At 70.2% G+C, this 9,781-nt stretch carries 10 protein-coding genes; 5 read left to right on the top strand and 5 right to left on the bottom strand.

Annotated features, from left to right (window positions below):
• Positions 1-781, bottom strand: a 781-nt coding sequence (locus tag ACWEN3_RS33200) for an alcohol dehydrogenase catalytic domain-containing protein (protein ID WP_452978440.1), incomplete at its 3' end; no start/stop codon positions are given.
• A 92-nt stretch (positions 782-873) separates the two neighbouring features.
• Between ACWEN3_RS33200 and ACWEN3_RS33195 the strand changes: the two genes are divergently transcribed.
• A complete protein-coding gene (locus ACWEN3_RS33195; RefSeq protein WP_452978437.1) occupies positions 874-1,785 on the top strand; it encodes a LysR family transcriptional regulator in 912 nt (303 codons plus the stop codon).
• A 100-nt stretch (positions 1,786-1,885) separates the two neighbouring features.
• Here ACWEN3_RS33195 and ppk2 read toward each other — a convergent pair whose 3' ends face one another.
• Positions 1,886-2,689 (bottom strand): polyphosphate kinase 2, encoded by an 804-nt coding sequence (ppk2, locus tag ACWEN3_RS33190; RefSeq protein WP_452978434.1) that lies wholly within the window; start codon positions 2,687-2,689, stop codon positions 1,886-1,888.
• Positions 2,690-2,786: 97 nt separating this feature from the next.
• Between ppk2 and pyrF the strand changes: the two genes are divergently transcribed.
• Entirely contained in the window at positions 2,787-3,692 is a 906-nt protein-coding gene (gene pyrF, locus ACWEN3_RS33185) for an orotidine-5'-phosphate decarboxylase (protein ID WP_452978432.1), read from the top strand.
• A 49-nt stretch (positions 3,693-3,741) separates the two neighbouring features.
• Here pyrF and ACWEN3_RS33180 read toward each other — a convergent pair whose 3' ends face one another.
• Entirely contained in the window at positions 3,742-4,350 is a 609-nt protein-coding gene (locus ACWEN3_RS33180) for a helix-turn-helix domain-containing protein (protein WP_452978429.1), read from the bottom strand.
• An 87-nt stretch (positions 4,351-4,437) separates the two neighbouring features.
• Between ACWEN3_RS33180 and ACWEN3_RS33175 the strand changes: the two genes are divergently transcribed.
• Positions 4,438-5,064: a class I SAM-dependent methyltransferase gene (locus tag ACWEN3_RS33175; RefSeq protein WP_452978426.1), complete on the top strand. Its 627-nt coding sequence runs from the start codon at positions 4,438-4,440 to the stop codon at positions 5,062-5,064.
• 43 nt (positions 5,065-5,107) lie between these two features.
• Positions 5,108-5,608 carry a DinB family protein gene (locus ACWEN3_RS33170; protein WP_452978423.1) on the top strand — a complete coding sequence of 167 codons (501 nt, stop codon included), beginning with the start codon at positions 5,108-5,110 and terminating at the stop codon, positions 5,606-5,608.
• 88 nt (positions 5,609-5,696) lie between these two features.
• Here ACWEN3_RS33170 and ACWEN3_RS33165 read toward each other — a convergent pair whose 3' ends face one another.
• The gene (locus tag ACWEN3_RS33165) at positions 5,697-6,116 is read right to left on the bottom strand and encodes a tetratricopeptide repeat protein (RefSeq protein ID WP_452978421.1); all 420 of its coding nucleotides are present in this window, start codon (positions 6,114-6,116) and stop codon (positions 5,697-5,699) included.
• 216 nt (positions 6,117-6,332) lie between these two features.
• Positions 6,333-7,199: an alpha/beta hydrolase gene (locus ACWEN3_RS33160; RefSeq protein ID WP_452978417.1), complete on the bottom strand. Its 867-nt coding sequence runs from the start codon at positions 7,197-7,199 to the stop codon at positions 6,333-6,335.
• A gap of 546 nt (positions 7,200-7,745) precedes the next feature.
• Between ACWEN3_RS33160 and ACWEN3_RS33155 the strand changes: the two genes are divergently transcribed.
• On the top strand, positions 7,746-9,665 hold the full coding sequence (locus ACWEN3_RS33155) for an N-acetylmuramoyl-L-alanine amidase (RefSeq protein ID WP_452978414.1): 1,920 nt from the start codon (positions 7,746-7,748) through the stop codon (positions 9,663-9,665).
• Positions 9,666-9,781 lie beyond the last annotated feature (116 nt).

Genomic DNA, 9,781 nt, shown 5'->3' with positions numbered 1-9,781 from the left:
TGCCCCCGTTGCCGTGCCCCTCGAAGCCGCCGTCGTCGCCGTTGCCGTAGCCGGTGGGCAGGATCGGCTGCGGGATCTGCGTGGTGCCGGAGGCGGTTTCGTCCCCGGTCAGCTCGACCGGGCGCACGCGGGGGCCGAAGCGGTCGGCGAGGAGGTCGAGGACGGCGCGGTTGCGGCCCGGCGTGATCACGCGGACGGCCCCCATGGCGAGAGCCACGGCGACCGCGGCACTGCCGAGGTTCCCGGTCGCCCCGCTGACGAGCAGCGTCTCGCCGGCTTCGAGTGCGCCCGCCCTCAGCCCTCCGTAAGGGATGACGTACACGCCGAGCGCGGACCAACGCGCCGGGTCGTGCTCCGCCTCCGCGGGCAAGGGATGGACGTTCTCCGTGGGTACCCGCATCAGTTCGGCGAACGACCCGTCGTGCAGGTGTCGGGCGAGCCTGGCGCCGCCGTCGCCGCGGGAGCTCCAGCCCTGGAGCATGATGTCCGGGGTCAGCGCGTCGTCGCGAGCGCGGACCGTGCAGTCGCTCCACACCAGGTCGCCGACGCGCAGCCGGGTGGCGTCCGGACCGGTGCGGACGATCCGCCCCACGCCCCCGGGACCTGGGATCACAGGGGGTTCGAGCGGGTAGTTCCGCCGGCCGCTGAAAACCTCCTCGGCGTACGGCAGGACACAGGTCGCGAGGACCTCGACCAGCACCTCGCCACCGCCTGCCACCGGATCGGGCATCTCCCGCACGGTGAGCGGGGCACCGAATTCCGTCAGGACTGCTGCTCGCATCTGTCGGCCTCCTTGATCGTCGCTCTTGAGGCTAGGAGTGCCGAAGGCATGCGCCAAGCGACGATCTTGCATCTGTGGTATGCGTAGTGCGCATGGACTTCTCCAGTACGGCCCTGCGGGTCCTGCGGCAGGTCGCAGAGTCGGGTAGCTTCACCGCGGCGGCCTCCCAGCTCGGCTACACCCAGTCGGCGGTCTCACGCCAGGTTGCGGCCCTCGAACGGAGCGCGGGCGCCGTGCTGTTCGAGCGCCGCTCCGACGGGGTACGGCTCACCCCCGCCGGCCTGACCCTGCTGCGGCACGCTCGCGCCATCCTGGACGCCCTCGCGGCAGCCGAGCACGAGCTCAGCGGCTCCACCCTCCAGGCGGAACGGGTGCGGCTGGGCATGTTCCCCAGTGCCGGGGCGGTGATCCTGCCCGGTGTGCTCACGCGGCTCGCGACGGCCGACCCGCACGTGACGGTCACGACGCGTGAGGGCACCACGCCCGGCCTGATGCGGGCCCTGCGGGCGGGCTCGATCGACGTCGCCGTACTGACGTCGCGCCCGCCGCACCGGCCGTCGGACGGCGAGTCCCCCCAGTTGCACATCGAAACGGTCGAGGACACCGAGCTGCTGGTCGGGGCGTCGACGACGGGCCTCTTCGCCGGTCGCACCGTGGTGCACGTCGAGGAGCTCGTCGACGCTCCCTGGATCGCCGCCCCGTCACGGAGTGCCGAACCTCAGCTCGGCGTCTGGCCCGGCCTTCCCGGGCGACCTCGCATCGTCCACACGACGAGCGACTGGCTGACGAAGCTGCGGCTGGTCGCCGACGGCTTCGGCGTGACCACCGTCCCGTTCCGCATGGCGCCGGTCCTGCCGCACGGCGTGAGTCTGCTGCGCGTGGACGGGGCACCTCCCGAGGTGCGCCGGATTCTCATGGCCCGGCTGCCGGGGCGGGCCGCCCCGGGAATCTCTGCCGTCATTCGAGCGATTGCCTCAGCTACCTGGATCGCCTCAACTGCCTGACCCGCCGACCAGCTCGCTCGATCGGCCCACCAGCCGAGCGAGGCACGGCCCTGCCGTCTCTCCACGTTGCAAGGGTCGCCGGAGACCAGCGGCCCAGCGCTCACAGCCTCGCCGCGTGATCGGGGACGTACGTCTGCAAATCACGCGGCGGGCGCTCGTAACCGGTCGACGCCGGCCGAGGCGGCAGCTCCAGAACCGGTGGGGGCACATCGCGATAGGGGACCGAGCCGAGCAGGTGGGCGATCATGTTCAACCGGGCTCGCCGCTTGTCGTCGCTCTCGACGACGTACCAGGGCGCCTCGCTGATGTCGGTGTGGACCAGCATCTCGTCCTTGGCCCGCGAGTAGGCCTCCCAGCGAGTGATCGACTCCAGGTCCATGGGAGACAGCTTCCAGTGCCGCAGCGGGTCGTCGAGGCGGCGCCGGAACCGCTCCTGCTGCTCGGTGTCGCTCACCGAGAACCAGTACTTGCGCAGCAGAATCCCGTCCTCCACCAGCATCCGCTCGAAGATCGGGCACTGCCTCAGGAAGAGCTGGTACTCCTCCTTCGTACAGAACCCCATCACGTGCTCGACTCCGGCCCGGTTGTACCAGGACCGGTCGAACAGCACGATCTCCCCGGCGGCCGGCAGATGCTCCACGTACCGCTGGAAGTACCACTGCGTGCGCTCCCGCTCGGTCGGCTTCGGCAGCGCCGCGATCCGCGCCACCCGCGGGTTCAGGTGCTCGGCGACCCGCTTGATGGTGCCGCCCTTGCCCGCGGCATCCCGCCCCTCGAAGATCACGACCAGCCGGGCGCCCTCCGCCCGCACCCACTCCTGCAGCTTCACCAGCTCGGTCTGCAGCCGCAGTAGTTCTTTCTCATACGCCGCGCGCGGCAGCTTCGCCGCCTTCTGACCGGCCATGCCGCCTCCATCACCCGACGACTCACGACGTCACTCAGGCCTGAGCCAGAGCACCACGACACCACCGTACTTTCCGACACCGGAGGAGCTCACCACCGTGACCGCGCGCGTCGGGAGCAACGGCTTCGGCCGCATCGGCCGCGCCTACCTCCGCGAGGCTCTTGCCCGCGCGCGTAGGTGGCGCAAGGGACGGCGCGCGGCGCGGCCGGTCGTTGTCGCGGCCCGCCGTTCCATCGGCGGGGCGTGGATGAGGAGGCAAGAGGAGGCCAATGGGAAGCGGTACGCGTGGGGAGATCAAAATGACGTCATGGAGCCGACCAGTCAGATCATCGTCGCCTTGGATTGCGACCACCGCGCGGCCGCTCAAGACATCGTCGACAAGCTGGGCGACGAGTGCCGCTACTACAAAGTCGGACTTGAGCTCCTCACCGCGGCTGGGCCTGGGCTCATCAAGCACCTCGTCGCCCGAGGCAAGGAAGTGTTCCTGGACCTCAAGCTCTTCGAGATCCCCAACTCCGTTGCCGGTGCCGTGCGTGCGGCAGGGGCCCTCGGCGTCTCGATGGTGACCGTGCACAGCATGGGGGGCACGGGCATCATGGCTGCCGCTGTGGACGCGGCCCGCGACTTCCCGGAGCTTCGCGTCCTCGCCTTGACCGTCGTCACGAGCATGACCGACTCCGACCTCGCCGACATCGGTGTCGGCTCTTCTACCGAGAGTCAGGTACTCCGGTTGGCCGGCCTGGCTGAGCAAGCCGGATGCCATGGCGTGATCGCCTCACCCCAGGAAGTCTCGGCCTTGCGGGGACTGCTGGGTGACGATGCTCTGATTGTCACCCCCGGGGTGGCCTTGCCCGGTGACTCTCCGGGTGAGCACGCCCGTCCCGGCACACCACGGGCCGCCATCGCCGCGGGCGCCTCACATGTCGTCGTAGGACGCACGGTCACACGCGCCGTGGACCCGGCCTCCGCGTTCCGCCTTGTCCACGGCAGTCTGCGGCCGTAGTGGCGGGGCTCGCTGACCACAGGTGGTCAGGCTGCGGCGGGCGCCGAGTTCACCGTCGGCTCCCGGCCTGGGGCGATCGGTGGGAGTCGGTGCGTACGTGCGCACGTACCCCTTGCAGGCCGAACAGGATGAGAAGCTCGACAGCGCCACCGTCGGCGCTGCCCAGCCAGTGGGGCAGGGACGTGTCGAACTCGGCTGCCTCACCGGGCGGCAGTGTCAGGTCGCGCTTGCCGATCACGAGCCGCAGGCGTCCGTTGAGCACGTAGAGCCATTCGAAGCCTTCGTGGGTCTGCGGGGTCGGTTCGAGTGGTTCCGGCGCGGTGGGGATGATCATCTTGAACGCGTGCACCCCGCCCGGTCGCCGGGACAGGGGCACGAACGTCATCCCGAACCGCCTGATCGGCTTGAGGTGTATTCGGGGGTCGCCAGTGCGCGGGGCACCGACGAGGTCGTCCAACGGAACGTCATAGGTACGGGCCAGCGGCAGCAGCAGTTCCAGGCTGGGCCGGCGCTGCCCGCTCTCCAGCCTGGACAGGGTGCTTTCCGACACGCCGGTCGTCGCCGCGAGGTCGGCGAGGGTGAGGCCCCGGTCACGACGCAGCGCGCGAAGGCGCGGCCCCACCGCGCCGAGCACGTCGTCGTCAGTCCTGCGATCCATCAGGCCATCTTGCCGTAACCGCAAGATTCCGTGCCAGGTCGTGAGGTGCCTGGCAAGACTGAGGTCATACCGACACAAGGAGTCTTGATGAGCACCACTGATGCGGTCGCGTTCTGGGACGGCGTCTACGCGGCCCGGCCGGCAGCCGGCGGCCCGCAGCCGAATGCTCGCCTCACCGAGACGGTGACGGGCCTTCCGCCCGGTGACGCGTTGGACCTCGGATGCGGCGACGGCGGCGACGCGCTGTGGCTCGCCCGCCTGGGGTGGCACGTCACCGCCGTCGACATCTCGGCCGTGGCGGTCGAGCGGCTCGCAGCCCTCGCCCGCTCACACGGCCTGGGCGACCGCCTCACCACCGTGCGGCACGACTTGCACAGGTCGTTCCCGCCCGGCGGATTCGACCTGGTCTGCGCCCACTACCTGCACACACCCTTCGACCTGGACCGGGCAACCGTCCTGCGCTCGGCCGCGCACGCACTGCGCCCCGGAGGGCGGCTGTTGGTCGTCGACCACGGCTCGACCGCGCCATGGTCGTGGAACCGGGATCCTGACATCCGGTACCCGAGCCCGCAGGAAGTCGCCGCGGGCATCGACCTGGCCCCGCAGACGTGGACGGTCGAGCGGGCCGACGCGTCCGTCCGGACCGCGACCGGACCAGACGGGCGCACCGCCGAGGTCACCGACCACATCCTCCTCATCCGCCGCACCGCCTGACACGGCGGCCGGCGCCCGCCCCGACAACGGAAGGGAGACCACGGTGCCCAGCACCACGCGCCGCGACCGCCGCCGCGACACTCCACCGCCCCGGACCGGTGGCGACGAGACCGAGATCCTGCGCGGATTCCTCGACTACCTCCGGACCTCGATCGCCGCGAAGGCCGGCGGCGCCCCCGAACCGCAGGTGCGAACAGCCGCGGTGCCGTCGGGCACGAATCTGCTCGGACTGCTCAACCACCTGACGTTCGTCGAGCGCGCGATGTTCCTCGGGGACGACGTCACCGACTGGCAGGCGACGTTTCAAGCCGCACCGGAGGACAGTGTGGCCGATGTCGTCGCCCGCTACCGAGACGCGGTCAAGCGCGCGAACGACGTTCTCGACGGGTGCACCGATCTGGGCGCACCGGTTCCCCGACCGCGGCCGAACCGCCCCGCTCCGAGCATCCGCTGGGCACTCACCCACATGATCGAGGAGACCGGCCGACACGCGGGTCACGCGGACATCCTCCGCGAACTCATCGACGGCACGACCGGTCGCTGACACCGCGTCGACCGCGTCTTCTGGAAGCTTCAACTCGGCGATGTACAACCGCCACAAGCAGCGGTCTGGTCATCCGGTTCGTCGCGCGCTACTTGGCCACTCTGTGCATCGCCGAGGCCCGGGCCTCGGCGATGCGGTGGTGGTCGGGGCCGAAGCGGGCCCGGCAGGCGTCGTGGGGGGCCTCGGCCAGGGTGCGGGCCTGAGCCACGCGGCCCAGGCCGAGGGGGGCTGTGGCCATGGTCAGTTCCACAGCGCCGGTCAATGAGCGGCACTTCTCCTCGGGTATGCCGCGGCGCACCTCGTCGGCGCTCTCCGCCTCCTCGAGGGCCTCCTCATAGCGGCCCTGGCCGTTGAGACGGCGGGCCAGGTTGCTGCGAAGAACCACCGTGAACTTGTCATTCGCGGGCCGGGCGGCCAGCGCTTCACGGGCGAGTGCCTCCGCCTCCTCGTGGCGGCTCTGCCCGTTCAAGGCGTACACCAGACCGCTGCGAGCAGAGGTGACGATCAACGACTTGGTCGGGCAACGCGAACACGAACGCGCTGCAACCTTAAACGAGTCGACGAACGACAAGCTGATCGCCAGAGCGGTCGACTCAAGTGCACAGTGGCCAACCGACCTGCTCAGTCGCAGCTCTCCAGTGCGGTGGTGTGTCTCTGCTTGCCGAACCAGCCGGTGCCGCTTGGCGCGAGGTCGTCTGTCTCGGGGGCCCCTGGGGAGGGCGTGTCAGCCCGCTGCCTTCCGCATGTAGTCCTCGGCGGCGTCGACGATCAGGTTCTTGACAGCCTGCGGCTGCGAGATGAGAGAAACGTGCGAGGAGTTGATCTCGACGGTCTTGCGGGCGTGGGCGCGCTTTGCCTCGTACCGTTCCAGGCTGGGGTTGATCGACCGGTCCCGATTGCCTACGAGCACGTACACCGGCTTGTTCCGCCACGCGGCGCCGGTCACCTTGTCCTTGAAGGCCGACAGCGCGATGGGCCGCTGTGTGGCCGCCATGACGTCCGTCTGGCTCGTGGGCAGGTCCTGGGCGAAGACCTCGTGCAGCTTGTCGGGCCTGACGTACGCGTCCGTACCGGTGGTGCCGTCACCATTGCGGAAGGGCACCGTCAGCAGAGCCTTCGTCAGTGGGGCAGGAGCGAACTTCGCGGAGAGGCTGGTGAACGACTCCCCGACGTCGGGCATGAGCGCGTTGACGTAGACGAGCGCCTTCACGTTGTCGTTCCCGACCGCGGCCTGTGAGATCACCTCGCCGCCGTAGGAATGACCGGCCAGCACGATCGGGCCCTTGATGGACTTCAGGAAACTTGCGAGATAGGTCGAGTCCTGCGGGATGCCGCGGAGGGGGTTGGCCGGGGCGGCCACCTTGTAGCCGTTCTTCTGGAGCCGCTCCACCACACCGTTCCAGCTCGACGCGTCGGCGAAGGCGCCGTGCACGAGGACGATGGTCGGCTTGTCATTGCCGGCACCACCGCCCGACCCGCCCGCGTGCGCTGTCACGGTGGCAAGGACCGAGGTGGTTCCCGCTACCGCCAGGAACGCCGCGCCCCAAGGGACGATGCGGAAGGTGCGTCTGGACTCTCCGGGTATTCGCATGCCGTTCCTCCGGTGCGAGGGCGTCGGACGACGCCCGGGACTCCAGATTCGGGCAGACGGCCCAGAACCTCTCCGCGTAAGGACCATACGGGTGAACGCGCCGACCGGGCCGCCGGCGATGGCAGGCCGCAGGGAGCCGACGTGACGCGGCGCCAATACCGCCCAGTCTTCGGCCCACCAGATGTCTGCGCCGCTGCACACGCGGTCGAGCGGAACAGGACCCTGGTCCGCCTGGCGCCGCGGGTCGTCAACGCGCCGCGCCGGCCGCGCAATGGGTCACATGCCCGCGCTGGTGATCGGACGCGGGCCGTGGCGGCCAAACGACAGCACGGCCCCGGAATTCATCGGTGTGCGGTGCAGGGGCACCGCCGGGGCCCCACGAAGACCCCTGAGCGGAGAGGGCACACACGAGGTCCGCGAGCGGGGAACCCTGCGCGTCTGATCGACATCCCTTCATGTACAGGTCATCGCTTTCTCAACTGGGCGCCTACGGGCCGCATTTCGGCCTCGAAGCGTCGCGGCGGTGGCTCACGGAGACCGGAATCGATGCAGGAAAGTCAGGTATCACACGTGCATGAGCACAAGCCGCGCCGGCGGCTGTCACTGACCCTCGCGGCAGGCGTGCTGGCGGCCGCCGGGATCGCGGCCGGCCCTGTGCCCGCCCAGGCGGCGGGACATCGTGCGGCGGCCGACAGCCGCCAGCACACCTTCCAGCAGGCTGCGGCGGAGTACGACGTTCCGCTGCCCGTCCTGCTCGCCGTGGCCTATCACGAGTCCGCCTGGGACGCCCATGCCGGCGAGCGCAGCACCAGCGGCGGCTACGGACCCATGCATCTGACAGACGTGACGGCCGGGATGCTGGCCGCGGGCGACGCGGGAGCGGCCGGTCGCGCCGACCTCGCCGAAATGGCCTCCGCTCCGGCCCTGCACACCCTCCAGGCCGCCGCGAGGCTGACGGGACTTCCCGCGAAGCGACTGCGTACGGACGAGGCCGCCAACATCCGGGCCGGTGCGGCTCTCCTGGCCTCCTACGCGAAGAGCACGGTCGGCGGCACCCCGAAGGACCCGGGCAAGTGGTACGCCGCCGTCGCCCGTTACAGCGGCTCCACCGAGCAGCGCGCCGCAGGTGCCTTCGCCGACCGGGTGTTCGCCACCATCGAAAACGGTGCGCAGGAGACCACTCGGGACGGACAGCACATCAGCCTGCCTCCCACCCCGGGCGTCCGGCCGGCCACCAGACAACTGTCCGCGCTGCACCTGAGAACCACCGCCACGGCGGACGGCACCGAGTGCCCCGCGACCATCGACTGCACCTTCCTGCCCGCCGCGGCGGCCAACGGCCAGGTGTCCGACCGCCCCGCCAACGGGACCAGGATCGACACCATCGTCATCCACGACACCGAGTCGTCCTACGACGCCGCCCTCAACAGCTTCCAGAAGCCGGGCGGCGGATCGGCCCACTACGTCATCCGCTCCTCGGACGGCGCCGTGACGCAGATGGTGCCCACCAAGAACATCTCGTTCCAGGCGGGCAACTACTCCACCAACCTGCACTCGATAGGCATCGAACACGAGGGCTACGCCGCCGCGGGCGGCACCTGGTACACCCAGACCCAGTACGAGACCAGCGCGGAACTCGTCCGCTACCTGGCCGAGCGCTTCGGCATCCCGCTGGACCGGCAGCACATCATCGGGCACGACAACGTGCCCGGACCCAACTCCGCCCTGGTCTCCGGCATGCACTGGGACCCGGGCCCGTCCTGGAACTGGGAGCGCTTCATGCGGCTGCTGCACGCCCCGGCGGGCGGCCGGCACGGCGTGGGGCCCGTCGGCTCGGCACTCACCATCACCCCGGGCTACGACCGTAACCAGCAGACCGTGCAGGTCTGCCCGTCCGACGACCCCACCGGCGCCACACCCGCGTGCACCGAGCGGACCCAGGCCTCGAACTTCGTCTACCTGCGCACCGCGCCCAGCGCCACGGCGCCGCTCTTCGGCGACCAGGCCATCCACCCGGACGGCGTCGGCACCGACCGCGTCAACGACTGGGGCAGCACCGCGGCGGCCGGGCAGCAGTTCGTCGTCGCCGACCGCCAGGGCGACTGGACGGCCATCTGGTACAGCGGCACGAAGGTCTGGTTCTTCAACCCGCACGGCTGCAACACCACGCCCGCCCACGATGTGACGCTGGTCAGCGCCGCCGGCACCTCACCGGTGGCGGTGTACGGATCGAGCTACCCGGACGCGAACGAATACCCCGCCGGGCTCTCCCCCTCCACCCAGGCCCCCCTGAGCTTCTACAACGTTCCCGTCGGCCAGTCGTACGTCGTCACCGCCGCACCCGTCCCCACCGACGACTACTTCCCCTCCACCGGCCGGGTCGTCACCGGCGGGAAGACCATGTACACCATCCAGTACAACCACCGCACCGCCCTGGTGTACGCCTCGGACGTCACCGCACAGTAACCACCAGGCGGCGGAGGCGACGCCAGACGGCCCCGGTCGCGGCAGAGCGAGGACCGGCCCCCTGGAGATAGCGGTCTTCTTCCTGCTGGGCGCCGCCGTCGCGGCCCTCGCCCTGC

It is taken from the genome of Streptomyces sp. NPDC004561 (genome assembly GCF_053602155.1).
The sequence above is the reverse complement of the archived record's forward strand: the minus strand, read 5'-3'. Positions and strand labels throughout refer to the sequence as shown.